This window comes from Escherichia sp. AM3 (genome assembly GCF_032029835.1).
GTDB classification, from domain to species: Bacteria; Pseudomonadota; Gammaproteobacteria; order Enterobacterales; family Enterobacteriaceae; genus Escherichia; species Escherichia coli.
Genome location: NZ_JAVUPQ010000952.1, coordinates 1 through 274, shown reverse-complemented (window position 1 = coordinate 274; position 274 = coordinate 1). Strand labels below are relative to the sequence as shown.

At 43.4% G+C, this 274-nt stretch carries 1 protein-coding gene; it reads right to left on the bottom strand.

All coding sequences use genetic code 11. The features are described from left to right. Window positions 1–76: 76 nt before the first annotated feature. Entirely contained in the window at window positions 77–256 is a 180-nt protein-coding gene (locus tag RTW80_RS29205) for a hypothetical protein (RefSeq protein WP_000347021.1), read from the bottom strand. Window positions 257–274 lie beyond the last annotated feature (18 nt).

The following is a 274-nucleotide window of genomic DNA, read 5'->3' as shown; positions in this document are numbered from 1 at the left end:
CAATACTATTTCTGAACAGAATGAGTGTATGTCCAAGTCGGGCGAGAAATTAAACGAGGGGCGTAAAAAAGGCCGCTTACGCGACCTCAGCCTTTTGCGGTTTTGGCTTGGTGATATACCACGATAGACAACCGACAATAAAACTCATGAACATTCCAGTAAAACGATCATCGATGCCTGGAAACAGGCAACCGACAAACATCGCAACAGGGAAAGGAAGAAGTAAACAGCGCCCCAAAATGCTCATAAAATCCATAAATCCTCCTTTGTTAAA

Excerpts from the sequence above, each read along its gene's own strand:
- RTW80_RS29205 (WP_000347021.1), bottom strand. The coding sequence starts at position 256 with ATGGATTTTATGAGCATTTTGGGGCGCTGTTTACTTCTTCCTTTCCCT.